The organism is Chitinophaga sp., assembly GCF_036569125.1.
GTDB lineage: Bacteria > Bacteroidota > Bacteroidia > Chitinophagales > Chitinophagaceae > Chitinophaga.
The window spans coordinates 1-25357 of record NZ_DATCRF010000063.1; the positions used below are offsets into that span (position 1 = coordinate 1).

The 25357-nt window shown below is 48.1% G+C and carries 23 protein-coding genes; 15 read left to right on the forward strand and 8 right to left on the reverse strand.

Going from position 1 to position 25357, the window contains the following annotated elements:
• Nucleotides 1-5: 5 nt before the first annotated feature.
• Nucleotides 6-770: a sulfite exporter TauE/SafE family protein gene (locus VIM87_RS02255; protein ID WP_331995396.1), complete on the reverse strand. Its 765-nt coding sequence runs from the start codon at nucleotides 768-770 to the stop codon at nucleotides 6-8.
• 101 nt (nucleotides 771-871) lie between these two features.
• Here VIM87_RS02255 and VIM87_RS02260 point away from each other — a divergent pair, with 101 nt between their 5' ends.
• Together VIM87_RS02260 and VIM87_RS02265 are read left to right on the forward strand one after the other, a co-directional pair.
• Entirely contained in the window at nucleotides 872-1345 is a 474-nt protein-coding gene (locus VIM87_RS02260; RefSeq protein WP_331995397.1) for a DUF6122 family protein, read from the forward strand.
• An 83-nt stretch (nucleotides 1346-1428) separates the two neighbouring features.
• Nucleotides 1429-2652, forward strand: a complete 1224-nt coding sequence (locus VIM87_RS02265) for an MFS transporter (RefSeq protein WP_331995398.1) — start codon at nucleotides 1429-1431, stop codon at nucleotides 2650-2652.
• Here the strand turns inward: VIM87_RS02265 and VIM87_RS02270 are convergent.
• The 3 genes from VIM87_RS02270 to VIM87_RS02280 form a co-directional block, all read right to left on the reverse strand.
• Entirely contained in the window at nucleotides 2618-3913 is a 1296-nt protein-coding gene (locus VIM87_RS02270) for a radical SAM protein (RefSeq protein ID WP_331995399.1), read from the reverse strand. The two genes, VIM87_RS02265 and VIM87_RS02270, sit on opposite strands and share 35 nt — an antisense overlap.
• Nucleotides 3914-4006: 93 nt before the next feature.
• Nucleotides 4007-4597 carry a hypothetical protein gene (locus tag VIM87_RS02275; RefSeq protein WP_331995400.1) on the reverse strand — a complete coding sequence of 197 codons (591 nt, stop codon included), beginning with the start codon at nucleotides 4595-4597 and terminating at the stop codon, nucleotides 4007-4009.
• A 104-nt stretch (nucleotides 4598-4701) separates the two neighbouring features.
• Complete coding sequence (locus VIM87_RS02280) at nucleotides 4702-5745, reverse strand: agmatinase family protein (protein WP_331995401.1); 1044 nt, start codon at nucleotides 5743-5745, stop codon at nucleotides 4702-4704.
• Nucleotides 5746-5971: 226 nt separating this feature from the next.
• On the opposite strand from VIM87_RS02280, the gene VIM87_RS02285 reads away from it, so the two are divergent.
• The 5 genes from VIM87_RS02285 (at nucleotide 5972) to VIM87_RS02305 (ending at nucleotide 11599) form a co-directional block, all read left to right on the forward strand.
• Entirely contained in the window at nucleotides 5972-6370 is a 399-nt protein-coding gene (locus VIM87_RS02285) for a cytochrome c maturation protein CcmE (RefSeq protein WP_331995402.1), read from the forward strand.
• A 111-nt stretch (nucleotides 6371-6481) separates the two neighbouring features.
• On the forward strand, nucleotides 6482-9019 hold the full coding sequence (gene ccsA, locus VIM87_RS02290) for a cytochrome c biogenesis protein CcsA (RefSeq protein WP_331995403.1): 2538 nt from the start codon (nucleotides 6482-6484) through the stop codon (nucleotides 9017-9019).
• 194 nt (nucleotides 9020-9213) lie between these two features.
• Nucleotides 9214-10218, forward strand: a complete 1005-nt coding sequence (locus tag VIM87_RS02295) for an alpha/beta hydrolase (protein ID WP_331995404.1) — start codon at nucleotides 9214-9216, stop codon at nucleotides 10216-10218.
• Nucleotides 10219-10347: 129 nt separating this feature from the next.
• Nucleotides 10348-10965, forward strand: coding sequence for a DUF4294 domain-containing protein (locus tag VIM87_RS02300; RefSeq protein WP_331995405.1), 618 nt, complete (start codon nucleotides 10348-10350; stop codon nucleotides 10963-10965).
• Nucleotides 10966-11104: 139 nt separating this feature from the next.
• Nucleotides 11105-11599: a hypothetical protein gene (locus VIM87_RS02305; RefSeq protein ID WP_331995406.1), complete on the forward strand. Its 495-nt coding sequence runs from the start codon at nucleotides 11105-11107 to the stop codon at nucleotides 11597-11599.
• Between the two features lie 192 nt (nucleotides 11600-11791).
• Here the strand turns inward: VIM87_RS02305 and VIM87_RS02310 are convergent, their stop codons facing one another.
• From VIM87_RS02310 to VIM87_RS02325, 4 genes are all read right to left on the reverse strand, one after another.
• Entirely contained in the window at nucleotides 11792-13330 is a 1539-nt protein-coding gene (locus tag VIM87_RS02310; RefSeq protein ID WP_331995407.1) for a RagB/SusD family nutrient uptake outer membrane protein, read from the reverse strand.
• A gap of 29 nt (nucleotides 13331-13359) precedes the next feature.
• Complete coding sequence (locus tag VIM87_RS02315) at nucleotides 13360-16527, reverse strand: TonB-dependent receptor (protein ID WP_331995408.1); 3168 nt, start codon at nucleotides 16525-16527, stop codon at nucleotides 13360-13362.
• 863 nt (nucleotides 16528-17390) lie between these two features.
• On the reverse strand, nucleotides 17391-18407 hold the full coding sequence (locus VIM87_RS02320; RefSeq protein ID WP_331995409.1) for a substrate-binding domain-containing protein: 1017 nt from the start codon (nucleotides 18405-18407) through the stop codon (nucleotides 17391-17393).
• Nucleotides 18408-18490: 83 nt separating this feature from the next.
• On the reverse strand, nucleotides 18491-19534 hold the full coding sequence (locus VIM87_RS02325; RefSeq protein ID WP_331995410.1) for an endo-beta-N-acetylglucosaminidase H: 1044 nt from the start codon (nucleotides 19532-19534) through the stop codon (nucleotides 18491-18493).
• Nucleotides 19535-19651: 117 nt separating this feature from the next.
• Here VIM87_RS02325 and bshB1 point away from each other — a divergent pair, with 117 nt between their 5' ends.
• From bshB1 to VIM87_RS02365, 8 genes are all read left to right on the forward strand, one after another.
• A complete protein-coding gene (bshB1, locus tag VIM87_RS02330) occupies nucleotides 19652-20380 on the forward strand; it encodes a bacillithiol biosynthesis deacetylase BshB1 (protein WP_331995411.1) in 729 nt (242 codons plus the stop codon).
• 352 nt (nucleotides 20381-20732) lie between these two features.
• Nucleotides 20733-21641 carry a serine hydrolase gene (locus tag VIM87_RS02335; RefSeq protein WP_331995412.1) on the forward strand — a complete coding sequence of 303 codons (909 nt, stop codon included), beginning with the start codon at nucleotides 20733-20735 and terminating at the stop codon, nucleotides 21639-21641.
• 481 nt (nucleotides 21642-22122) lie between these two features.
• Nucleotides 22123-22665: a peroxiredoxin gene (locus VIM87_RS02340; RefSeq protein ID WP_414649566.1), complete on the forward strand. Its 543-nt coding sequence runs from the start codon at nucleotides 22123-22125 to the stop codon at nucleotides 22663-22665.
• A gap of 193 nt (nucleotides 22666-22858) precedes the next feature.
• A complete protein-coding gene (locus VIM87_RS02345; RefSeq protein ID WP_331995414.1) occupies nucleotides 22859-23446 on the forward strand; it encodes a carboxymuconolactone decarboxylase family protein in 588 nt (195 codons plus the stop codon).
• A gap of 281 nt (nucleotides 23447-23727) precedes the next feature.
• Nucleotides 23728-23964 (forward strand): 50S ribosomal protein L28, encoded by a 237-nt coding sequence (rpmB, locus tag VIM87_RS02350; protein WP_089918538.1) that lies wholly within the window; start codon nucleotides 23728-23730, stop codon nucleotides 23962-23964.
• 28 nt (nucleotides 23965-23992) lie between these two features.
• Nucleotides 23993-24175: a 50S ribosomal protein L33 gene (gene rpmG, locus VIM87_RS02355; RefSeq protein WP_089918539.1), complete on the forward strand. Its 183-nt coding sequence runs from the start codon at nucleotides 23993-23995 to the stop codon at nucleotides 24173-24175.
• Between the two features lie 90 nt (nucleotides 24176-24265).
• Entirely contained in the window at nucleotides 24266-24436 is a 171-nt protein-coding gene (locus VIM87_RS02360; protein WP_331995415.1) for a DUF4295 domain-containing protein, read from the forward strand.
• Between the two features lie 221 nt (nucleotides 24437-24657).
• Nucleotides 24658-25357: signaling recognition particle receptor family protein (locus VIM87_RS02365; RefSeq protein ID WP_331995416.1), on the forward strand; the 700-nt coding region annotated here is incomplete at its 3' end.

Sequence of the window (25357 nt, forward strand, 5' to 3'; positions counted from 1 at the left end):
GTCCGCTACTTCCACAACTCGTACGCAAACCGTAATATAGTACCGCATACTACCAGCAAAAAGAACCTGCGTACCAGGCTGTTACCTTTTAAAATGGCTAAGCGTGCGCCAAAGAAAGAGCCGGTTAAGTTGCTCACAGCCATTAAAATGGTTACCGGCCATAAAATATGCCCGTGTGATGCAAAATAAGTGATGGAAGCCACATTGGTAGCCAGGTTCACCACTTTCGCATGGGCGCTGGCATGTAAAAAATCGAAGCCCATAAGGCTAATGAATGCCAGGATCAGGAAACTGCCGGTGCCCGGACCAAAAAATCCGTCATAAAACCCTAATACTCCTCCAATAACGATCCCCCATGCCCAGGTATTGCGCACCTGCCCCGCAGGTTGGTGGGTTTGCTGCCCGAAATCCTTTTTCAGGTAAGTATAAATGGCTACCGCTATTAACAGCACCAGCATTACCGGCTTTAAAAAATGATTGGGTAAATACGCCACCAGCGATGAGCCGCAGAGCGCAGCAAAGAAAGCAGTAAGGGCGGTAACCAGCAGCAGCGGCCTGTTAAACTGCACCCGTTTGGCATACTGCCAGGCAGCCATACTGGTGCCGGAGAACGAAGGTATTTTGGTAGTGCCCAGCAGGGTAGCTACCGGGTATTGCGGAAAGGTGAACAGGATGGCCGGTGTTTGAATTAATCCGCCACCGCCAACAATTGCATCAATAAATCCTGCACATAGGGAAAAACAGCAAAGCAGGACCAGGTCCGTTGTCATAGCGGGCAAAGGTAGTGAAAAAGTTGGCAGTTGGCAGTAGGCAGTGGGCAGTCAGGGAGGCATTGTTTAAGATGTAATTTTTTGTAAGTATTTTGCGGCCATTGTTTTTTGTATTACTATTTTTAAGATCCGGTCAATTACAAAAAGGGGCTGATCAACAGAACAAACCAATACAATTGCAGGTATTTCTACATTATTTTTTGCACCTGGTTTTCCCATTTTTTATTGCATTTCTCTTTTTCAGGAAGGAATGGAAAAAGGTTTATTTAATACTACTTGCAACTATGCTGGTGGATGCAGACCACCTGCTGGCTACTCCTGTATTTCAGGCTAACCGCTGCAGCCTGGGTTTTCACTACCTGCATACCGTTTATGCTATAGCCGTTTATTTTGTGTTGCTGTTCCTGCCAAAACCATTCAATATAATTGGAATTGGGTTATTGCTTCATATGCTGGCCGATCTCATTGATTGTATGTTTATGTTCAATCACTGTAAAGTATGTTTGGCAAACGCCCCGGCAATTGAAGTATTAAAAGCAATTGCAAACTTTTTTAGCCCTCATCTTTCCTTGTAAACTTTCCACAGACTGCCCACTGCCCACTGCAAACTGGCAATTGCCAACTATTTACTACATTTGCGCTCCCAAACCCAGCTCCCTTGTTCTCATTATACAAAAAAGCCTTTTCCGGACTAAGTCCGTCTACGTGGTTATTGTCATTGGTATTGCTCATTAACCGCAGCGGTAACATGGTGCTGCCTTTCCTTACCATTTACCTTACCCAGCATATGCATATGAGCATAGCGCAGGCCGGGCTGGTAGTAGGTATTTTCGGTGTGGGATCTATCTTCGGCGCATTGCTGGGCGGGCGCTTATCCGATAAAATAGGTTTTTACCCCATCCAGTTCTGGAGCCTGTTCCTGAACGGCATTTTGTTTATCATATTGGGGCAAATGCAAACCATGCTGCAGATCAGCATCTGCACGTTTGTACTAAGCATGGTGGGCGATGCTTTCCGCCCCGCCAACGCCGCAGCCACGGCCTGGTACAGCAGCCCGGAGAACCGCGTGCGTTCCTATTCCTTAAACCGTTTGGCCGTGAACCTGGGCTTTTCCATTGGCCCGGCAATAGGAGGTATGCTGGCAGGCATCAGCTATAATTTTTTGTTCTGGGCAGATGGGTTAACCTGTATCCTGGCAGCGTTGCTGATGCGGGTATTTTTGCCGCCGGGCAAAATAGTAAAAGGCGCACCGGCAAATGCTGCTGCGCAAGCTATCCCCAAAGGACCATCGGCTTACAAAGATGTGCTGTACCTGTTGTTTGCGGTATTGGTAACTTTTTTTGCAATGGGCTTTTTCCAGCTGGGATCCATTGTGCCGCTGTATTTTAAATCAGCGCTGCACCTCAGTGAGTTTTACATTGGGATAGTGCTGGGCTCCAACGGGTTAACAATTGCGCTGCTGGAAATGATACTGGTGTACAAGCTGGAAGGCACCAAACCTAACCTCACCTTTATTTCCCGGGGCATATTACTAACTGCGCTGGCTTACCTGAGCTTTAACCTGCTGCCTGCCTGGGGCATAGCTGCCTGGGTGTACATCCTGTTCTTTACTTTCAGTGAAATGTTCAGCATGCCCTTTATGAATGCCTTCTGGATCAGCCGCAGCCAGGAGCATAACCGCGGGCAGTATGCTGCATTGTATACCATTGCCTATTCTGTTGCGCAGATAGTAGCGCCTTCATTAAGCGCATACCTGGTTGAGCGGCTGGGCTTCCGGGATTGGTGGTACGTAGTAACGGGCTGGTGCCTGTTAACTTCCCTGGGTTTTATGTTGCTGCAGCGTAAGTTCAGTGCGCAAAATCCCGTGCATAATCCCCTTTGATCCTTTCCATGGGCGGGTTAAAATACCCGAATTTCAGGTGAGGGAATTCTTCGTGTATGAGTTCCAGTAATTGCGCCATACCCAAACAATCGCCCGTATCCGTAATACCCAGCTTACCCAGGTACCAGTCAGGGTCAATGTTAAAGTTGCGCCATTGTATCATGCACAGGTCTGTATCCTTAATAAGCTTACGCAGGGCTTCGTATTCAGATTCACTGTCCGTCATACCCGGGAATACGAAATAGTTAATGGAGGTCCACCCGCCAAAGCCGCGCACTACTTTCAGGCTTTCCACAATATCTTCAAAGCGGTAGTTATTGGGCCGGTAATAGGGCGTGTACCATCTTTCCTGGGCTGAGTTGGTGCTTACGCGAATGCTGTTAAGGCCTGCTTTACAAAGCACGCGTACTGCATCGGGCTTGCTGCCGTTGGTGTTAATGTTAATGCTGCCTTTGGAGGTGTGCTTGCGGATCTCTAAAATAGATTCACGGATGGTTTCCCACATCAGCAAAGGCTCACCTTCACAACCCTGTCCAAAACTAACAATAGGGAAGGGCGCACTTTCCAGGTGGGGCACGGTATATTCTACGATCTCTTCTGCAGAGGGTTTGAATGTAAGGCGTTCCTGGGTAGATACAATGTTCTCCTCCTGGGGCTGAAAAGATATACAGCCTACGCAGTTGGCATTACAGGCCGGGGAAGAGGGGATGGGGCACTCCCAGCGTCCCATAAAATAATTACGGGCTGCAGGGCAGTGATAGGTTAAGGCGCAATTATCTGCCAGGTGTTTTACCAGGCGGTTATGCGGGTATGCCTGCAATAAGTTCTTTACGCCTTGTTTTACCTGCTTATCATCAAAACCGGCGCACTCCTGGCGAATATCCTGCTCAATACGGGTAGCCGGTACATAGAACTTACCATCCAGCCAGCCTACTGCTGTATAGCAGAACAGGGGCAGGGTGGGGGCATCGGGCAGGGTTTCATAGGCTGCCAAATAAAAACCGGTATGTGCCGGCGGTATAAAAGCAGCTACGGCCCAGCCTTTATCGCACAGGGCCATTTCTTCAGTACCGGCATTAATGCCAATACCCCGGCGGCCGGGCAGCTCGTACAACTGGCCTCCTTCGGGCAGCTCAATCCACTCTTCTGCCGGTATAGGCAGCGCGTCCCAGGCGCTACGGCCGGTAGCGTACAGGGAAGTATCCTCAAAAATATTTCCGTTCCCGTCGGAGTAAAGTATATATGGGCTTTGTGTAAGCATCGTGTTTGTTTAAGAGCTAAAAGCTAAAAGCTTAAAGCATAAAGCTGATTGTGTTATGCTTTTAGCTTTATGCTTTCCGCTTTGTGCTTTCTGCTATATGACGATTCTGCTTTTGGCAAAACCGTTGATCTCAGCGGCTTTAATATCCGGTATGTTGTCCAGCACTTCCAGCTGAATGATCTTGTTGTTCTTAAAATCAATAGTCAGCAGGTCGTTACGCAAAATTACGTTATTGAGCTGGTTCCAGCCTATTACCTGTTTGGAAAAGGTGGTAGGCATGGTAACGCCAATAGTATCCAGCACTACGTATACGGGCTGCAGCATGTTATGCTCCGTCCAGCCGATATAGGCCAGGCCTATGCCTACCAGCAAATGCAGGGCGCCAATAAGCGGCTGCAGATGCGTAAGGAAATATAAGCAGCCGCTGAAACAGGCAAATACCTGTAACAGGCGCATCAGGCTGTTAGCGCCGGAAAAATTGCGGAAACGCCGCATAATGAACGGGAAAACAATACTCGCCAACCCCAGCAGCAGAAAGAATGCTGTCATAAACCCATTGGGCTGCCGGCTGTTATAAATACCGATGGCGTTAAAGAAGAACAACAGGCCTGCCATGCCATGCACTACGGGCTGCAAACGCAGGCGCGTAATAGTGTTGGGATGCAATATCCTTATCTTGAACATTTTTAATTAATAATTAAAAATGAATAATTAATAATCGTAATGATAGTGTGCATGAAATGCCTGTGTTACTTTGTAAACATGCTTTCATGATTATTAATTCTTAATTATTCATTATTCATTACAAGAAGGTTACACAGCTTAAACAGCACGCGTGCGCCTACATTGGCATCCCATTCATCGTGAGAGGTGCTTACCTCGTTCAGGTCAAAGCCGATCAGCTGCCGGCCGCTGGCCAGTAAGCGCTTGAATAAATAAAAGATCTGCGCTACCTCAAAACCGCCGGGCACCGGGGTACCGGTATGCGGGCACAGCTTGGGATCCAGCCCGTCTATATCAAAGCTGATATACACCTGCTGGGGCAGGGAGGCAATAATGCGGTCGCAGATGTCTTTCCACTGCTCCCCTTCAAACTGGGCTTCCTTAATATCTTTATCAAAGAAAGTGGTTACACGGTCTTTATTATCGGCTATATAATCCAGCTCCTCCTCGCAATAGTCACGGATACCCACCTGTACCAGCTTTTTAAGCTGGGGTACTTCGTTCAGGGCATTGTACATAATGGAGGCATGGGAGTATTTGAAACCTTCGTAGCTATCCCGCAGGTCGCAATGGGCATCTATCTGTAAAATGCCAAAATCGCCTTTCTTTTCCCCGATGGCTTTATAATAGCCCAGGGGGGTGCTGTGGTCACCGCCAATTAAGCCTACCAGCTTGCCTTTGTTCAGCAGGGCCAGGGTTTGGTTGTATACCCACTCGTTCATTACCCTGGTGCCGGTATTTACATCCACCAGGGTCTTTTTCAGGAACTGGTTATCCCCAATATCACCGCCTTCGGTCAGGAATTTAATGTACAGCTCCGCCTCTTTACGCAGGTAATCGCTGCGCAGCAGCATGTGCTTATCCGGTTCCCGCATGAAAAACCCCTTTTTCCAGCCATCCTTTACGTCCGGGTCCAGGAGGTCTACCTGGAAGGAGGCTTTAAAGATCTGTTCCGGGCCACGGGCCGTACCATTGGAATAGGATACGGTTACTTCCCAGGGAACCGGCAACAGTACCAGCTTTGCATCCTCTTCATTAAAAGGCAGTCCAAAAATGTTGTTGGAAAGGATACCTACTGAATTAGGATCAAATTGTGACAGATCGGCCATGATATTGAAAATTCAATTTCTTATTTCGGCGCAAAGATAGGGAACTAATATTTTAGATTTCAGATTTACGATTTACGATTTCGAGGTCCGGATACCCCCTAAAATCTAAGATCTACAATCTAAAATCGTAAATCCACCCGCCTTTTATATAAAATTAAGAACACCTAACTCCTTTTTGCGTTAATTTTGCGGCTGGAAAAAGGACGCTTGCCTGAAAAAATAAGTTATGAAGAAAACAAATATCGTTTTACTGGTGGTGATTGCCGTAGCTATTGGCATTATTGTGACTATGGTAGGAGATTTTAGCACCTATGAAACCTTTGCGACAGCCCGGGAAAAAGAAGGAAAGGAATATCATGTCATTGGCACGCTGGATAAGGCGCAGGCCCTCTCATACGACCCGGTAAAAGATGCCAACTACTTTACCTTTTATATGAAGGATAAGGTGGGCGAAACCCGTAAAGTGATCTTTTTTGGTACCAAACCTACGGATTTTGAAAAGGCTGAACAGCTGGTGCTGACCGGTAAAATAGAAAAAGGGGAGTTTCATTGCAATAAGATCCTGATGAAATGCCCTTCCAAGTATAAGGATGACCAGGTAGCCATGAGTACCAAGCAAATGTGATTGGATTTACGATCTTAGATTTACGATTTACGATTTGAAGAGGCACTACTGCATTTAAATCTAAAATCTAAGATCTAAAATCTAAAATTGTTAAGATTTTAATGCAACATTTTGGAAACTAAATACATAGGGGAACATCTGCTGCCCGGCCAGTTTGGACATTTTTTCGCTGTACTGTCATTCATCGCCTCCCTGGTAGCCACCATCGCTTACTTTAACGTAACAAGGGCCAAAGAAACCACCCTGCAGGATTCCTGGAAAAAGCTGGCCCGCATAGCCTTTGTAATAGAAATAGCTTCTGTATTCGCCGTTTTCGGCATTTTATATTACGTACTGTATAACCACTTTTTTGAGTATAAATATGTGTGGCGCAACTCATCGCGCAGCCTGGAAGTAAAATACCTGCTCTCCAGCTTCTGGGCCGACCAGGAAGGCAGCTTTTTACTCTGGAGCATCTGGCACTGCGTATTAGGCATCATTTTACTGTTCAGGGCTAAAAAATGGGAAGCGCCGGTAATGACCGTACTTTCCTTTGCACAGCTTTGCCTGGCCAGCATGCTGCTGGGCATTTATATACTGGGCTACCGCGTAGGCAGCAACCCCTTCCTGTTATTAAGGCAGGCCGAGGAGAATATAAACCTGCCCTGGGTATCCCGGCCAGATTACCTGAGCATGATCACAGATGGTAATGGCCTTAACCCGCTGCTGCAGAACTACTGGATGGTGATACACCCGCCGGTATTGTTCCTGGGATTTGCTTCCATGATCATACCTTTTGCCTATGCTTTAAGCGGCTTATGGACCCGCCAGTATACGGAGTGGACCAAACCCGCGCTGCCCTGGGCCCTGTTTGCAGGGATGATCCTGGGCACCGGCGTAATGATGGGCGCTGCCTGGGCTTACGAATCCCTTACATTTGGCGGTTACTGGGCCTGGGACCCGGTAGAAAATGGTTCCCTGGTTCCCTGGCTAACCATGGTAGCCGGCATCCATACCCTGCTGGCCTTCAGGCACACGGGGCATGCCCTTAAATCCACCTTCTTTTTCTTCTTTATATCCTTTGTATTAATACTGTACGCTACCTTCCTTACCCGTAGCGGCGTTTTGGGCGATACCTCCGTACACTCCTTTACCGACCTGGGTATGAGCGGGCAGCTGCTGGTATACATGGGCGTATTTACCATTCCTGCTTTCTGGCTGCTGATAGCACGCCGTAAAGAAATACCGGATATTAAAAGGGAAGAAAGCTCTTACTCCCGCGAGTTCTGGTTATTTGTAGGCGCGCTGGTGCTGCTGATAGCTGCCATACAGATCACCTTTACCACCTCTATACCGGTTTGGAACAAACTGCTGGACCTTTCCGGCCTGCGCAAGGCGTTTAATATCAAACAGCTGGCGCCTCCGCTGGAGCCGGTATTCCACTACAACAAGATCCAGATCTGGGTGGCTATTGTACTGGGCCTGCTTACCGCTATGGTACAATACCTGAAGTATAAGGATACGCCGCGCAAGCAGCTTACCGCCAAGCTGATGTGGCCTACCCTTATTTCAATTGCAGCCACCGCGCTCATAGGCTGGCTGGGCAACATAAATTTTGATACTTACGGCGCCGGGTTCCTGGTAGCCATTTACATAATGCTGTTTGCCAGCGTATATGCCGTGGTGGCCAACTTCGGCTATATTTTCACTGGTTTGAAAGGTAAGGTAAAGTCTGCCGGCGCTTCCGTAGCGCACGTTGGTTTTGGGTTGATCTTACTGGGCGTGCTCATTTCCTCCTCCAAGAAAGAAACCATCTCCATAGACCGTATGAAGATGCTGGACAACGGTTTCTTTGGCAAGGAAAGCAAGGAGAATCCGCGCGAGAACCTGATGCTGCCCCGCAACTTCCCGGTGCAGATGGGGGCCTACCACGTAACATATGCCGGTGATTCCACTGCTGCCGGTGATCCTAAAACATATTACGTAGTACGGTACGAGAAAAAAGATCCGGCCAATGGCGCCATGCTGGAGAATTTTACGCTTTATCCGGATGCTTTCATTAATACCAAAGGGCAGGAGGGATTAACACCCAACCCATCCAGCCGCCACTACCTTACCCGCGATATTTTCACGTATGTAACTGCTGTGCCGCGTAAGGATGAAGCCAATGATACTGCGCAGTACAGCCCGCACGAAGTAAAGCAGGGCGATTCCATATTTTTCTCAAACGGTTACATCATCTTTACTGCTTTACAGCCGCAGCCCAAACACCGCAATTATGAGCCGCAACCCGGCGACCTGGCGGTAGGTGCGCAGCTGGAGGTGCATACCAAGAATAACGAAGAATTTAAGCTGCAGCCGGTGTATTTCATTCGTGATAATACTTACCAGTTCAGCATTCCGGATACCTTATCGCCTTTAGCGCTTTATGTGCGGTTCAGCAAAATACTGCCCAAAGAGAACAAGATCGAGCTGGAAGTGAAGGAAGCAGGCACCTTTGATGATTACATTGTGCTGAAGGCCTTTATTTTCCCCTTTATCAATGTGTTGTGGATCGGTGTGCTGATCATGATCGCCGGCTTTGTGATGAGTATGTACCAGCGCATAAAGGGTAATAAGCAAACCCCCGTACGCGGGGCACGGCCGGCCACGGCATTGCAGGAGGTGTAATTGGTCCATGGTCGATGGTCCATGGTCCATTGCATGGTGCGTTTTGAGGCATAACGTGGTGATGCCATGAAGTTGTGTATGCGGCGCAATTTAATTACACTCTATACCATGGACTAGCCTATATCTTGAAGTAGTTGACGCCCGAAGCAGGCTATGGACCATGGACTATGGACTATGGACTCAAAAAAACTCCCATGAAACGCAAATGGCTGCGTATAGCCTTGGTGGTGACCGTAGTATTGGTAGTGGTCTATTTACTGGGCCCCAGCCCTGCCACGCCGGTGTATGATCCCGCATTACCTGCAGTACCCACCGATTCAGCCGGTTTAACCGGCTACATTGCCCTCCGTGAAAGCCGGCATCACCTGAAGCCGGATAACGATGCCCGCATTGTATGGTACGATTCCCTGCACCGCAAAACACCCTATAGCCTTGTATACCTGCATGGTTTTTCCGCCAGCCGTAAAGAGGGCGATCCAGTAATACCGGACTTTGCCCGCCGCTATGGCTGCAACCTGTACCTTTCCCGCCTGGACGGCCATGGTATTGATACTTCCGAACCTTTACTGAACATGACTGCAGAAGGCCTGTGGCGCGATGCCAAGGAAGCCCTGGCCATAGGCATGGCTTTGGGCGATACCGTGATCATTGCCGGAACCTCAACCGGCGGCACGCTGGCGCTGATGCTGGCTGCGCAGTACCCCAAGCAGGTATACGCAGTAATGAACCTTTCACCCAACATTGCCATTAATGATCCGCTGGCTTTCCTGGCCAATAATCCCTGGGGCCTGCAGGTAGCGCGACTGGTAAAAAAGGGCAATTATAACCATACCAATAAAGAGGGCGACCCCGCAGTAGCGCGCTACTGGAACACCACTTACCGGCTGGAAGCTGTGGTGCAGCTGGAAAACCTGCTGGAAAGCGGTATGACTAAAAATACCTTTGAAAAGATCCACCAGCCCGTGTTAAATCTTTATTATTATAAAGATGAAACCCACCAGGATCCCACCGTGCGGGTAGCCGCCATCCTGGATATGGAAAAAGCGCTGGGAACGCCTGCCACCCATAAAGCCGCCGTACCCATACCGGGCGCTGGCGTGCATGTGTTAGGCAGCTCCCTTACCTCGCACGATCTGCCCGCTGTAACGCATGCCATGAATAATTTTGCCGAACAGGTGTTGAAATTGAAACCGTTATGAGATTTACGATCTTAGATTTACGATTTTAGATTTTAGGGTGCAGTGTTGCACAATAAATCGTAAATCTAAAATCTGAAATCCCAAATCTTTTTATTGTAACTTTAGTAGATAAAATCCCGTTTCACCTGAATGTGCCGTCTTAGAACAGTAGGATTTATTCTCACACTCGCCTTATGCATCCTATGCCGGAAAGATGTGGCAGCACAATCTGCCGGGGGACAGGGTGTGCACGCAAGGGTGGTGATCGTTGGCACAGATACCCTTCCCTCTATTACCCTGCAGATATTTGAAATAACGGAAAAGCTGCCCCGCAAGCTCCGTAAGGAGCGGGAACGCTGGACCCGCCTGCGCAATGCAGTATATGTAACTTATCCATACGCTAAATCTGCCGCCCGCATTCTGAAGGATGTGAACAGCCGCCTGGCTACCCTGCCCAATAAAAAAGACCGCAAGGCTTACCTGGCCAGCAAGGAAAAGGAATTAAAGGCTGAATTTGGCGATAAGCTGGAAAACCTGTCCATTTACCAGGGCAAGGTATTAATGAAGCTCATTGACCGTGAAAGCGGCGAAAACTGCTATGAGATCATTAAGGAGCTGAAAGGCGGTTTTAATGCCCGCATGTGGCAAACCGTAGCCTTCTTTTTTGGCGGCAACCTTAAAAGCGAATATGATACGGAAGAAGACCGTGATATTGAAGCCATTGTACAGGAAATAGAAATGTACCGTTACTACCGCGCGTATAATTAACCCCCATTTACACTAACATTACTTTAACGAATTATGCTCTAATTTAGGGGCATGAAACGGAGCATGGTATGCATTTTTTATACAAGGGCATGCATAGCGGAGTTCCATACGGCCAATGAAAAAGACAAAAGATATTCGGATGAAACTATTTACAGGTATTTGCTGTTTACTATTGATGGGCGCAGGCGCTAAAGCACAGGAAGCTGCCGACGATGCAGTGCAGGTGTATGTGGTAGACAGTGTTGAAGTAGAATCATCAGCCGTAAACAATATTGGCCCCGACCAGATAGCCATGATCACCATTGCAAGGGGCCGCAAGACCATTGAAAAATTTGGAGAGCGGGCGGCTAACGGCGTTTTTTACCTGGAAACAAAACCGTTTGCCCGTAAACGTTATAACCGCTTATTCAGCAACCTGTCGCCCGCATATGCAGCCGCACTGCAAAAGCTGGGCAGCGACAGCAGCTTCCGTTATATTATAGGCGATAGTGTTATCACCACCAATCTTGAATCACAGCTCGCCGCATTAGAGCCAAAGGATATTGCAGCTGTGCAGGTATTAACCGACCCGGTACTGATAAAACAATACGGAATAAAGGAGCGGGAGATAGGGGTAGTTGTGGAGATGAAGTAATAATATAAACGAAGGGGACTGACCAAAAAGAATGTAAAATGTAAAATTTTAAATCATAAATGTAAAAGTAAAATGCCGCGAACATAAGTCTATACTTGGAATCCTGGCATTCTACTTTTACATTTTAAATTTTACATTTATGATTTTACATTCTTTTGGTCAGTCCCCTTATTTTACTGCTTCAAAACATCATCAATTAGTATATCCCGGGTTCTGCGGGCGCAGGCTGGGGTTATTGTTATACTCCAGCGTGGGCAGGGGCACCAGCAGGTGTTTTTCAGCAAGGGTAGGGCCGTAGCTGAACTTGTGGCCCACAAAGTTATCAAAGCCCTGTGTGCTCTCATTATACACCTTACGCAGGCGCACCATATCAAACCAGCTTTTACCTTCATAGCACAGCTCATGCCAGCGCTCGCGCCATACGGCTTCGCGGAAAGCAGCCTGTGTAAAGGTAGCAGGCGTGGTTAATTTAGCGCGGTCGCGGATCTGTTTCAGCGCAGCAATGGTAGCAGCAGTAGGGCCGCCTACTTCATTCTGTGCTTCGGCATAGATCAGCAATACCTCTGCATAACGCAGCAGCGGCCAGTTCAAGCCACTTTGCGCAGTACCTTTTATGCCAAAGGTGCCGTTAGCAGTAGTATCAAAGTGTTTGTAAATGTAGGGTGCATTCAGGTCTTTCAATGGGCCATTACCATCTGTATAATACTTGGTGTAAAAGAACTGCTGCTCTTCCGTACGTTTGTCGCCATCTTCAAAAGAATCAAAGAAAGAAACAGTAGGTACGGTGCTGCCCACCTGTGTTCCGTAAGCAGAGATGCCGCCAAAGTTAGGCAGCAGAATACCCTGGAAACCGTTGCGCGCATCAGATACAGATGCGGAATATTGCGCCATGAAAATGTGCTCTCCACGGTTCTTGGTAGATGGGTTGTGCAGATCCATGTAGCGGGTGAACAGGCTGTAAGAGCCGCTGGTGATCACTTCATTGGCTTTATCGGCAGCCAGCTTGTAATAAGCGGCGCCTTTGTTCAGCGGCTGCCCGGCCATGGTCAGGTATACGCTGGCCAGCAGTGATTTTACTGCACCCAGGGAGGCGCGGCCGCTGGTTTCTGTATTCGGCAGGCCGGATGCTTCTGCTTCTGTGAGGTCTTTTACGATCTGCATGTACACACTGTCCTGTGAGGTACGGCCGGCGTATACTTCCGGTGCAGTTACGTTTTGAATAGGCTCTGTAAGCAAAGGCACATCGCCCCACAGCCTTACCAGCCAGTAGTAGTGCAGCGCGCGCAGGAACTTGGCTTCGCCAATATACCTTTTACGCAGGGTTTCATCCATCGGGTTAATGTCCGGTATTTTTTTGATGGAGAGGTTGGCATTGGAAATACCCCTGTACAGGGCCTGCCACCACTGGCGTATGTGCACGTTATCGGGGTTAAACGCCAGGTTTAACAGGTTGTTCAGGTCAGAGTTCTGGCCGGTTTGTGAAGTGGTGGTGCCGGTCATGGCTTCCAGCAGCTGGAAGTTGGCGGAGAAAATGCCCGCACCATCCGACTGGAACCTTAAGTTGGCATACACGGCGTTCACAGACGCTTCCGCATGTTCGGGCAGCGTAAAATAGCTGTCCGGCGAAAGGTTGGATGGGTCCTGCTCTTCCAGGAACTTGGTACAGCCTGCACCCAGCAATAAAGTGCCGGAAAGCAGCAGGGCTATATATTTTATCTTCAGTAGTTTCATAATGTAAGCTCTTTTTTGTCAACAATGAATTACAAACCAACATTCAATCCCAGGGTGAACCGGGTAGGTTTGGGATAGTCAAAGAAGGTTTGTCCCTGCGCAAATGCTTCACCATAGGTGGTTACTTCCGGATCATTACCGGAGAACTTGGTCCACAGGAAAAAGTTCTGTACAGATCCATAGATCCTCAGCTTGTTCAGGTACCATCTTTTCAGCGCATCTGTCGGGAAAGTGTAAGCCAGCAGCAGGTTGCGGCCGCGGAGGAAAGAACCATCCTCAACCCAGCGTGTATCCACATTCGTTACATAACCGGCACGGGTATCGCGCAGCGCTGCAATAGATGTGTTCTGGTGCTCAGGCGTCCATGCATCCAGCACGGATTTGAAGCTGTTGGCAATAGCCACACGGTCTTCGCCGGAGTGGTGCGTCATGTTCAGCACATCTGCACCGTAAGAGTATTGCAGGTCTATGGTCAGCTCAACGTTCTTGTAACGGAAAGTGTTGATCAGTGAACCATACGCATCAGGGTTGTTATCCCCAATGATCATGCGGTCGGCATCGTTGATCTGGTAATCGCCATTTACATCGCGGTATTTAATATCGCCGGGCAGTATTTTCTGGCTGCTGCGGTAGCTGGCAAATTTAGCCGCTTCTGCCGCGTCTTTTGATGCCCAGGTGCCTTCACGCACCAGGCCCCAGAAAGAGCCTACAGAGGCGCCTACTTTCAGGATACCGGTAGGGTTGGTAAAGCCCGGGTTACCGCTGAAAAGGGGTGCGGGCGTAGCCAGTGATAATACTTTGTTCTTGTTGCGGGATACGTTGAAGCTGGTGCTCCAGGTGAAGTCCTTGGTCTGGATGTTCACCGTGTTGATACCAATTTCAATACCCTTGTTCTCCATGCTGCCTATGTTACGGATAATGGTAGCATAGCCGGTGGAGAAGGGCAGCGGCGCTTCGAGCAGCATGTCGGTGGTTTTGCGGTAATAACCGTCCACTTCCAGGGAGATCCTGTTCTGCAGCAGGCCTATTTCCAAACCAATGTCGGCCTGTTTGGTCCTTTCCCATTTCAGGTCAGGGTTAGCCAGGCGGCTAATGCCAATGCCTGCGGCACGTGCATCATTGAAAATGGAAGTATAGTTACCCAGTAATGGCAGGGATGCATAGGTGTTGATCTCTGAGTTACCGGTAGCGCCATAGCTGGTGCGCAATTTCAAATGGGAAATGGTAGGATTGCCTTTCAGGAAAGGCTCTTCAGAAATTCTCCAGGCTACTGCTGCTGATGGGAAGAACGCATATTTATTGGATTCACCGAATTTAGAGGCGCCATCCGCACGGCCGGTCAGCGTTAACAGGTATTTGTCCTTAAACGCATAGTTGATCCTGCTGTAGTAGGAGTTAAATGCAAAACGCGCTGCACGGGAGCTGGGCGTTGGGAAAGTAGTAGCAGCGCCCACGCTGTTGAACTTCAGGTAATCGCTCTGGAAACCTTCACCAATGGTTTGGAAACCTTTAATGTTGGTGAGGTACCAGGAGGCGCCTCCCATAGCGGTGATGGAATGATCTTCTGTGATCTTTTTAGTGTAGGTCATGTACGTTTCTGTGGAGATAAAACCTTCGCGGTTATCATCCAGCACGGCACGGCCCTTCTGATCGGCAGAGATCTGGTTCAGGTTACGGCCGTTGTATTCACTGCGGTCGCGGTTCACTACAGAGGTACCTAATACGGAGCGCAGCTCAAGCCCGGGAGCCAGGTGAATGTTCGCATAAAAATTACCCAATACGGTCTGGCTTACCATTTCATAAAAACGGTTCGTCATAATGTTCACCGGGTTTTCACCGCCTTCCATACCTTCATACTGGTAGTTACCGGCCCATGCGCCGTTCTTATACTTGATGGGCAGTATGGGCAGCGCTTCGGTGATCATACGCACAGAGTTCAAACCGCCGGTGCCAATATCCACCACATTTTCTTTCTGGTAATTGTAGCTCAGGTTACCGCCTACGCTTAACCAGGGTTTAATTTCCGTATCAAATGTAAAACGGGCTGAGTAGCGTTTCAGGTAAGAGTTCAGCAGCAGGCCATTATCATTCAGGTAACCCATGAACACGCCATAGGAGCCTTTTTCATTGCCATTGGTAAAAGATACCTGGTGGTTCTGCGACAGCTTGCTTTGGGTAGCTTCTTTTAACCAGTCGGTATTATAAATAGGCGCCGGTTTACCATTGGCATCTAAGCGGAACAGCTCCGGTTTGCCGGCCGTATTACCTTCCAGGTACTGCATTCTTTTTACAACAGGATCTTTATATTTGCCGGCCGCCCATCCTGCGGGGTCGTAGGTTTGCGCATTTTTATACGCCTGCTCTTCCACAAAAAGGAATTCATTGGCATCCAGCATTTTTACACGGTGGGGGCCAATGGTGGGCAAGCCAAAGTTTACATCGTAAGTGATCTTACCACCGGTGGTAGAGCCACGTTTGGTAGTAAGCAGCACTACGCCGTTAGCGCCCCTGGAACCGTAAATAGCTGTGGCAGATGCATCTTTCAGCACTTCCACAGAACCAATGTCTGATGGATTAATGAAGTCAATAGCGTTGGAATTCTGTGTTTGTGTACCTACCGGCAACATTACCCCGTCTATAATATACAGCGGGTTGTTGGAGGTGTTAATAGAGCTGAAACCGCGGATGCGTACCCTTGTTTGACCGCCGGGACGGCCGGAGTTCTCAGATACGTTCACACCCGGCAAACGGCCTGCCAGGGCCTGGTTCACGGAAGGTAAGGGCCTTTCTTCCAGCTGTGCAGCTTTGATGGAAGCTACTGCACCGGTAATGTCGGAACGTTTTTGTGTACCATAACCGATCACCACTACATCCTGCAGTGATTTTACATCGGGAGCTAATGCTACATTTACAGGGCCGGCGCCAATAGCTTTTTCCTGTGCAATGTAGCCTACAAATGAAAAGCTGAGGGTGGCGCCATCAGCAGCATCCAGCGTAAAGCTGCCGTCTGTCTGTGTTTGGGTACCGGTGGCAGTACCTTTTACCTGCACGGTAACACCGGGTAGGGGAGAGTTGTCTTTTGCGTCAATAACCCGCCCCGTAATTTTGCGGGACTGGGAAAAGCCTAACAAACACGTTAGGAGCCATAACGTGCTTAGTAAGCCACTTCGCATAAGAAAGGTTGATGTTTTCTTCATACGCTTTGGTTTTTTGTTTATTAGTAGAATAGATGAGCAAAGCAATGCCAGTATGCTTTTACAGCACAGCAGATCAGTGGAAGGAGAGCTATAGCAATAGCTGGCCGCATATGCTATACGGCGGAGAACAAGTTTAAATTACCATAGGTATTAAAAAAGATACCCCCATAACGCGGTGTCCCTCCACGCAAGCAAAATCGATTTAGCACATTGGAATTAAAAAAAGCCCTTACAGGACCAATGCCAGTACACTACATGTTTACGAATAACAAGTTTTTTAAAAGGTGATAGATTTCTACGGTTTCTTGGTTTCAGCCACAGTATGAAGTGGAATGCTACTTTAGTTCACTAATAAGTTCTACGTAAAAATAATATTCTTTTTAAGAATCCAAAAGCATTGTTAAAATAAAATAGTTGGCAGTTTGCAGTTGGCGGTTGGTAGTTAGCTATTAGCTGTTAGCTGTTAGCTGCTGGCTGGTAGAAGTTAGCAGTTGGCGGTTTGCAGTGGGCAGTTGGCAGTTGGTAGTTTGCAGTTTGCAGTGGGCAGTAAATACTTGGCCGTTTGTAACTTTCAGTCGGGTTGTATTGTTTGGTAAATGATCAGGTGATTGATTATACAGCGGTATAAATTTATAAAATACAGTTGATGCTGGATATTATTAAATAATTCAGGCATTAACATTCATCAAACAGACAACAGTACTTAATTACTGTACGCGGCTAAGCACTATTTCAACTTTCCATGACTGCTAACTTCTAATAGCCAGCAGCTAATAGCTAACCGCTAATAGCTAACCGCTAATAGCTAACAGCTAATAGCTAATAGCCAACTGCCAACTGCCAACTGCCAACCGCCCACTCTCTCACGTTGACTTCCGCTGAATGAACCTGCCTTCTAAAATGATCTGCTGCTTACCTATTTTTCCTTTACTGGCGCCCAGCTGTTTCATAAGTAATGAGATGGCTGCTTTGGCAATATCGGCTATAGGTTGCTGTAACGCGCTGATGCCCGGAGGGTACAGGCGGAACACATCATGATCATCAAAACATACCACCGCCAGATCGTCCGGTATGCGCAAACCAAGGTGGGTAAAGCTTTCCACGCCGGCTACACCCAGGTAGTTGGTGGCAAACAAAACCGCATCCAGCGTTTTATGCCTGCTTAAAAAGCTGTTGATATGGCGGGTGATATTTTTTGCGGGCTCGTTGTAAGGGATCTTTAATACCGGTTGTTGAGCGGCAGGGATCTTGTATGCTTTACAGGCATTGTGGTAAGCCTGTAAACGTTGCTGCAGCTGCACCAGCTCCAGGTCTACCGTAACAAAACCAATTTTGCGGTAGCCTTTTTTCAGCAGGTGATCCATGCAGGTGTAAATACCTTTGTAATTATCTATCAGCACATATGGCGTATCAATATGCTCAAAATAGCTATCCATTAATACCAGGCGCTTACCATCCTGCACCAGCTGCTGTATATCTTTTTCCATGCCTGGCGCAGGGGTAATTAAATAACCATCTACCTGGTATTTAAGCATCATTTGAATAAGCTCGCGGCCTTTGAGCGGATTGTTCTCCGTGCTGCAATACAAAACCTTATAACCGTATTTTTCTGCTTCCTGCTCTATGGTGCGGGCAAGGGCCGCGAAGAAGCTGCCGGAAATGCTTTCTACGATCAACCCCAGTATTTTGGACTGGCCGGTGCGCAGGTGCACGGCTACGGGGTGCGGCTGGTACCCGGCGGCTTTGGCCACGCTTTGTATCTTAGCCGCCAGCGTATCGCTGATGCGCCTTTGTTTAGCCTTACCGTTTAGTACCAGTGATACAGTTGAAGGTGCTACTCCGGCTTTTTTAGCAACGTCTTTAAGGGATACTCTATTCATAAAAATGGGGTAGATGGTAATATACAGACTTTTGCCTGTTATTAAAACATCTACCCCACAAGATAATATATGCCTGCTGGTTATTAGTTCAGCGCACGCAGGCAGCCGGAACTTAGCCGTACACTGTCTTTCTGCGTAACCAAACCCAGTGTGTTGAAATAACTTTGATTGTTGGTTTGGTTCAGATCATAATACAATACCACGCCGTAACTATCATTCATAGTTCTTGTAACCAGTGATTTGGCAGCGGTTACGCTGGTATGGTTGATCCAGATGGCAGCGGGGCCTAACTGGCTCTTGGCCATGCCGGCAAAGTTAGGCGCAGCATAAGTGCCGTAGTAAGGGTTCCAGGCATAGTTCACGAAGTCGCCTATTTTTTTACCGCCGTAGCTGGGCCTTGCAGCAGCAGGGCCAATGTTATACAGGGTAATGAGCTTATCGGGTATCAGCTTGCGCAGCTCGTCCAGCAAAAATACAAAAGAGCTGTCGTTAGGCTGTGGCAGCCCGTTCTTGCCATACTCCGCATACTCATCATCAAAGTCAATACCATCCAGCCCGTAGGTGGTAACTGCGCTGCTAAGCTGCTGCGCAAAAGCTTTGGCTGCTGTACGGCTGGTAAAGTTGGCAAAGCCTGCGCCCTGGTGGTTACCCAGTATTGACAGCAGCACTTTAATGCCTTTGTCCTGCAGGGGCTTAATAAAGGTGGCCTTGTTGTTCAGCACATTGGTCACATTCGGGTTGTTGTACAATACTGCTTTTTTGGCCTGCGTATCATAGTTGATGTTGGCCGCAAAAATAATGGCTATGTCAAAGAAGGGCTGGCCGTTGCCTTTCATGGTATAACAACCTGCATTGGCCATGTGGTTGTTATTTACTTCAATGTACACTACATTCTTAGGGCCTGTTTTGGCGGCGTTGGGCTGGTTGCCGTTTTCATTGGGCTGTGGGTCGGGCAGCTGCTGTACCTCCTGCTGCTTTTCCCTGCTGCAGGCGCTGCCCAGCAAGCACAGGGCAAGGGCGGCCAGGCTTAGCCAGCCGGCGGAATGTTTTTTTACATGGTCATTTGATGTTGCCGGCACATGTGTTTTGGTGTAACCCGGGTAAACAAGGGTTTTGGATAGTGGCATAATGAGGGGATTTTTTTAGGCGCCTAATATACGAATAAACACTGCTATATGACATCTTATAGTCATACTTTAAACAGGCCCCGGAAAAACTTCATTTTTTTATGTTCCTTTGCACCCATGAAATTGGATATACTGGCTATAGCCGCCCATCCGGACGATGTGGAGCTATCCTGCGCAGGCACCTTAATGGTACATGCCGCACAGGGAATGAAAGTAGGGGTGGCCGATCTTACAAGAGGAGAACTAGGCACCCGGGGCACACCTGAAACAAGAGCAGCAGAAGCACAGGCCGCCGCCGCAGTAATGGGCCTGCAGGTACGTGATAACCTTGGCCTGGCCGACGGATTTTTCCAGAACACAAAAGAAGATCAGCTGGCAGTAGTAACGGCTATACGAAGATACCAGCCGGATATTGTGCTGGCCAATGCTATAGACGACCGTCACCCCGATCATGGAAGGGCAGCCCGCTTAATAGCCGACAGCTGTTTCCTGGCCGGCCTGCGTAAAGTAGAAACCTTTGATAACGGGCAACCCCAGCAAGCCTGGCGCCCCAAGCAGGTATATCACTTTATACAGGACCGCTATTATAAGCCCGACCTGGTGGTGGATATTACCCCGGTAATGGAGCGCAAGCTGGAAGCCATCCGTGCTTTTAAAACCCAGTTCCTGGCACCCCAGGATGATTCACTGCAAACCTACATCTCATCCCCCGGCTTTTTCGACAGCGTAATACACCGCTGCCGCATGCTGGGTAAAATGGTAGGGGTTGAGTATGCGGAAGGGTATACCAGCGCCAAAGCAATCGGCATCCGCAACTTTGCAGACCTGATCAACGAAGTAACCTGATCCCATCTTACACCTTAATAATACCCGGACCTGGCAGCTGCCAGGTCTTTTTTTTGCCCGGGATAACTGCCGGGCTTTACTACCGCACTAATACACAATCTCCAACCTGTAAAGCCAATTCTGCATTCAATACGTCGACTGTAAGGTTTTTCTGTACTAAGACAAACGGTTGCAGCAAAGGGATAAGCCCCCTATAAGCTCCCTATACTCCCCCTGTGAGCTCCCTATAAGCCCACCCTTATAAGAGGGGGCTTATCTATAGCTTACTTCCGGAATACTATTACGTTACTATTGGAATATCCTTTCCCTGCTTCCGTTATGTTATCTATCCCGGAACCCGTATTTTGCTTATATGAAATACCTGGTTTCCTGCACTTTATTGCTAATACTTACCGGCGCTACCGCCTTTGCCCAAAAAGAAGATAAACAGCTAACCGCCCTGCTGCGCCCTTATCTTGAAAAGCACCATGGCGTGGCCGGCATTTACGTACACCACCTGAAAAAGGACCGGTATGTGGCAATTAATGCCGATACGCTGTTCCCTACGGCCAGCACCATTAAAATGACCATTATGGCGGGCATATTTGATAAAATAGCCAAAGGGGAGCTGCAGTACCATCAGCCGCTTGTGTATAAAGATTCCCTGTTATATGCCGGGGAGGACATACTGGGCTCTTTTAAGAACGGGGAGCAGATAACGCTGGATAAGGTAATGATGCTGATGCTGACCATGAGCGATAATACCGCCAGCCTGTGGCTGCAATCCCTGGCAGGAGGGGGGCAGCAGATCAATGCCTGGCTGGAAGCCCATGGTTTTGTAAATACGCGGGTGAACAGCCGTACGCCGGGCCGGGAAGCCAACCGCACTGCATTGGGCTGGGGCCAAACATCGCCCCGGGAAATGGCCCGTTTAATGGAAATGATCTATAAGGGAGAGGTGGTGAACGCTGCTGCCAGTGAGCGTATGTACCGCAATCTTACCCGTAACTACTGGGATCAGGAAGGGTTGCTGGAATTTCCGAAGCAGGTAAGAACAGCTTCCAAGAATGGCGCAGTGGATGGATCGCGCTCAGAAGTGGTAATGGTGAACGCAGCACATGGGGACTTTGTCTACAGCATTTATACTAAAAATAACCTGGATCAAAGCTGGGAGCGGGATAACGAAGCCTGGCAGCTGTTACGGCAGGTGGCCAGGACTATATGGAACTATTACGAAGGTAAGGACAAACGGGTTCCTGACCCCGGCGTGGGGCAGTTTTGATAGAAGGAACGGATATGGTACCCGCTGGGCAAATTAGATGAACAGATCTTGTGTAGCGTCAAATTCATCCTGTCTGTTGATGGCGTTTTTAATAAACGGGATCAATGCAAGGCCCACCGTAATAATCACCAAGAGTACATGCTTTAGCTTCATACTTGCCATTTTATTATTTTTTCAAGTTCATGTATGTATAACTAAATAACGTGCCAAATTGTTACAGTTTGGGCAACCAAACCGGGCAGCGCCAAAGGCTCGTTAGGCCATGTCCGCGCCGGATCGCAGGCTGGCGGGGTGCCATAGGCTGTATTTATGGAAGGGGACGGTAAGTATAGATAATATCAATACCACATTTCCAAAATCGATTTGATTTTTAATACGCGGACAATGACCTTTGCACCTGTTTTTAAATGCGTAGCACTTACGCAAAGAGAGGCAAAAGAATCACTAAACTAAATAAACAGTAATACACATGAAAAATGTTATCCTGTCCGTAGGCTCAAAGTTCCCCGAGTTCAAAAAAACGGCTGTAGTATCCATCGAGAAAGGCAAAGAATTTTATGACATTTCATCTGAAGAGATCCGGAATTCCGGTAAATGGATGGTAATGTTCTGGTGGCCCAAGGACTTTACCTTCGTGTGCCCTACTGAGATTGCTGAATTTAACAAACACTACCAGGATTTTGCTGACCGTGATGCTGTTCTGATCGGCGCATCAACCGACAGCGAATTTGTACACGCTGCCTGGAGAAGGGATCATGATGACCTGCGCGGTCTGCAGTTCCCGATGCTGGCTGATACTTCCAAATCACTGGCAGAAGAGCTGGGCATTCTGGAGGCTAATGAGAAAGTAGCTTACCGTGCTACCTTCATCGTTGACCAGGAAGGTATTGTACGCTGGGTTTCCCTGTACGACCTGAATGTAGGCCGTAATGTGAAAGAAGTGCTGCGCGTGCTGGATGCCCTGCAAACAGACGAGCTGTGCCCCTGCAACTGGCAGAAGGGTGAAGCTACGCTGACTGCTTAATTTTTTGAATAATGATAGTCCATGGTTGATGGTCCATAGCCTGTAACCCATACAAGCGATCCACCATCTTCCATGGACTTTTAAATTTAAATCATCGAATGTTCATCCGGGAAATAGCCTCCTGTGTTCCCTGCAGCACCAGCATTGCGAACCAGGCAATATGACTATCGACCATGGACCCAAAACAACAACTATGTTCGCTACTACAAATCAAGATACAGCCATCCAGCTGTTACAGGCAGTAGGTTTAACCGATGCGGCTTTATCCAAGCACCTGAACGCGCTGGTAGCTACCGATGCCCGTTACCTGAAAGATCTGAAGATCAATGTAAGCAATGCGCTGGACGCAGGCACCCTCAATAAAAAAGAAGCTTACCTCATAGGCCTGGCCGTGGCGGTAAATGAAAAGCAGGCAGCCCTGCAGGCTTCCTTTGAAAAGCTGGCCCAGGAACAGGGCGCTACGGAAAAGGAAATTGCGGAAGTGATCAGCTGCACCTCCCTCATGAATGCCAATAACGTGTTTTACCGTTTCCGCCATTTCGTGAACAAGGAGTATTATACCAACACGCCGGCCGGCATCCGTATGAGCATTATGGCCAACCCGGTGGTAGGGAAGGAGTTCTTTGAGCTGTTAAGCCTGGTGGTATCTGCCCTGAACGGCTGTGAAATGTGCGTAACCTCCCATGAAGAGGCCCTGCTGAAACATGGTACGGAGCAGCAGCGCATCCTGGAAGCGGTAAGACTGGGCGCTGTATTAAGAAGCCTGGTGGTGCTGCTGTAAATGTGCAGATGTGCAGATGTGCAGATATGCAGATGGGAATGTGCTGATATGCTGATGTGCTGGGCGGGTAAATGAAAATGCGTAAGATCTGAAGATGATGGATACCTGAAAATGTGGATATCTTACTGCGTTAGTTGGCTAAATCATTCATTTCCAGTTCATATATCTGAATACGGATATACACATTCGCACAATTTTCAGGGCTGTGAATAAAATTCACAAACAATGTTTGTAAAATCAATAAAAAAGGTGGACTTTTGCAGTCCAAAATTTTTTCGATCATGGCAAGAGTATGTCAGGTGACAGGAAAGAAGCCGATAACAGGTCACCATGTTTCCTTCTCTAATATCAAAACAAAGAGAAGATTTCTGCCTAACCTGCAGAAAAAGCGTTTTTTCCTGGCGGAAGAAGACCGCTGGATATCTTTAAAGGTATCTTCGGACGGCTTACGCACTATTAACAAAAGAGGTTTGTATGCAGTAGTTAAGGAATTGCGTGCGGCCGGGCAGGAAATCTAATTGTGCAATCCACTAATTGTATATAACAATGGCAAAGAAAGGTAACAGGGTGCAGGTAATACTGGAATGTACCGAGCATAAGAACTCAGGTCAGCCGGGTACTTCCCGTTATATCACCAACAAGAACAAAAAGAACACTCCGGAGCGTCTGGAGCTGAAGAAGTACAATCCTATTCTGAGGAAAGTGACTGTACACAAAGAAATTAAATAATTTGTTGAATTGTTTGTGTGGCTGAATGGTTGTGTAACGGCATAACTGTTCCCAACCATACAACCAGCCTAACACTAAAAACAATAACCAATGGCAAAACAAGCAAAAACCGCGATCAAGAAGGATGCGAAGGCTGCTGCTGAAGCTAAAGTGTGGACGAAAGTGATCAGAGCGGTACGTTCTCCGAAATCCGGCGCCTATACTTTTAAAGAAGCAATTGTACACAAGGACAAAGTTCAGGAGTACATTAACCAAAAGTAATTCGGCTTTACCAATCATACTTCACAGAAGCTGTCCCGTATATACGGACAGCTTTTTGTGTTTGTGGTCAGTCCATGGTCGATGGTCCATCGTCCATAGTCCGCGAATTTTCCACGTAGATAATAATCGTAAATTGCAGCTCCTTTATCTTAATTTCAGGACTGAAAAAAGGGAATATGCTATGGACCATGGACCATGGTCTATGGACTAAAACAACTACTATGAGCTTTTTCAACAAACTATTTTCCCGGGAAAAGAAGGAAAGCCTGGATCAGGGATTACAGAAGACCAAAGATAGTTTCCTCACCAAAATAGGCCGGGCCATTGCCGGTAAATCCTCCGTTGATACAGAGGTGCTGGATAACCTGGAAGAAGCCCTGGTATCTGCCGACGTAGGCGTGGATACTACCGTGCAGATCATCAATCGCATAGAACAGCGCGTATCAAAAGATAAATACCTGGGAACCAGTGAATTGAACAAGATACTGCAAGAAGAAATTGCAGCCCTGCTGGTGGAAGCGCCGGACAGCGGCTTCCGCGATTTTGACGTACCGGCCGATAAAAAGCCCTACGTGATCATGGTAGTAGGCGTAAACGGGGTAGGCAAAACCACCACTATCGGTAAGCTGGCCTATAACTTTAAAAAGGCCGGTAAAACAGTGCTGTTAGGCGCTGCAGATACCTTCCGGGCCGCTGCCGTGGACCAGCTCACCATCTGGAGCGAGCGGGTAGGCGTACCCATTGTAAAACAGCAAATGGGCTCCGACCCCGGTGCAGTAGCTTTTGATACTGTACAAAGCGGGGCCGCCCGTAATGTGGATGTAATTATCATAGACACCGCCGGCCGCCTGCATAATAAGGCCTACCTGATGGAGGAGCTGAGCAAAATAAAGCGGGTAATGAAAAAGGTGATACCGGAAG

Coding starts and splice junctions, on each gene's coding strand:
- VIM87_RS02255 (WP_331995396.1), bottom strand. CDS start 770: ATGACAACGGACCTGGTCCTGCTTTGCTGTTTTTCCCTATGTGCAGGA.
- VIM87_RS02270 (WP_331995399.1), bottom strand. CDS start 3,913: ATGCTTACACAAAGCCCATATATACTTTACTCCGACGGGAACGGAAAT.
- VIM87_RS02275 (WP_331995400.1), bottom strand. CDS start 4,597: ATGTTCAAGATAAGGATATTGCATCCCAACACTATTACGCGCCTGCGT.
- VIM87_RS02280 (WP_331995401.1), bottom strand. CDS start 5,745: ATGGCCGATCTGTCACAATTTGATCCTAATTCAGTAGGTATCCTTTCC.
- VIM87_RS02285 (WP_331995402.1), top strand. CDS start 5,972: ATGAAGAAAACAAATATCGTTTTACTGGTGGTGATTGCCGTAGCTATT.
- VIM87_RS02295 (WP_331995404.1), top strand. CDS start 9,214: ATGAAACGCAAATGGCTGCGTATAGCCTTGGTGGTGACCGTAGTATTG.
- VIM87_RS02300 (WP_331995405.1), top strand. CDS start 10,348: ATGTGCCGTCTTAGAACAGTAGGATTTATTCTCACACTCGCCTTATGC.
- VIM87_RS02305 (WP_331995406.1), top strand. CDS start 11,105: ATGAAACTATTTACAGGTATTTGCTGTTTACTATTGATGGGCGCAGGC.
- VIM87_RS02310 (WP_331995407.1), bottom strand. CDS start 13,330: ATGAAACTACTGAAGATAAAATATATAGCCCTGCTGCTTTCCGGCACT.
- VIM87_RS02315 (WP_331995408.1), bottom strand. CDS start 16,527: ATGAAGAAAACATCAACCTTTCTTATGCGAAGTGGCTTACTAAGCACG.
- VIM87_RS02320 (WP_331995409.1), bottom strand. CDS start 18,407: ATGAATAGAGTATCCCTTAAAGACGTTGCTAAAAAAGCCGGAGTAGCA.
- VIM87_RS02325 (WP_331995410.1), bottom strand. CDS start 19,534: ATGCCACTATCCAAAACCCTTGTTTACCCGGGTTACACCAAAACACAT.
- bshB1 (WP_331995411.1), top strand. CDS start 19,652: ATGAAATTGGATATACTGGCTATAGCCGCCCATCCGGACGATGTGGAG.
- VIM87_RS02335 (WP_331995412.1), top strand. CDS start 20,733: ATGAAATACCTGGTTTCCTGCACTTTATTGCTAATACTTACCGGCGCT.
- VIM87_RS02345 (WP_331995414.1), top strand. CDS start 22,859: ATGTTCGCTACTACAAATCAAGATACAGCCATCCAGCTGTTACAGGCA.
- rpmB (WP_089918538.1), top strand. CDS start 23,728: ATGGCAAGAGTATGTCAGGTGACAGGAAAGAAGCCGATAACAGGTCAC.
- rpmG (WP_089918539.1), top strand. CDS start 23,993: ATGGCAAAGAAAGGTAACAGGGTGCAGGTAATACTGGAATGTACCGAG.
- VIM87_RS02360 (WP_331995415.1), top strand. CDS start 24,266: ATGGCAAAACAAGCAAAAACCGCGATCAAGAAGGATGCGAAGGCTGCT.